Annotated in this window: 1 protein-coding gene; it reads left to right on the top strand. The window is 70.1% G+C overall.

Annotated elements, in window-relative coordinates; genetic code table 11:
- Positions 1-251 (top strand): hypothetical protein (locus KVT32_RS30850; RefSeq protein ID WP_217619512.1); only part of this gene is annotated, 251 nt, incomplete at both ends.

Here is a 251-nt window from a genome sequence, read left to right as displayed (position 1 = left end):
CCCATGGCGCGTTGGAGATGGTGGACGTGGATGGGGTGGGGCTGCTGACCACCGCCGCCGAGCGCGCGCTCGACGACTCCAAGGAGCGCACCATTGCCTGCACCCCGGACAGCGTGCAGGCGGTGCGCGAGGCCTACGGCGCGATCGGCGAATACCTCGAGGAACTGGTGGCGGGAACGCCGCCGCAACCGGCCCGTCTGTTCCCTTATTACCGCGCGTTGCAGGAACTGCTGGGCGCCGAGCGCGTCCAC

The sequence above is a fragment of the Achromobacter sp. GbtcB20 genome (assembly GCF_019091095.1).
GTDB classification, from domain to species: domain Bacteria; phylum Pseudomonadota; class Gammaproteobacteria; order Burkholderiales; family Burkholderiaceae_B; genus Achromobacter; species Achromobacter mucicolens.
This window is presented reverse-complemented; position numbering and strand designations above follow the sequence as displayed.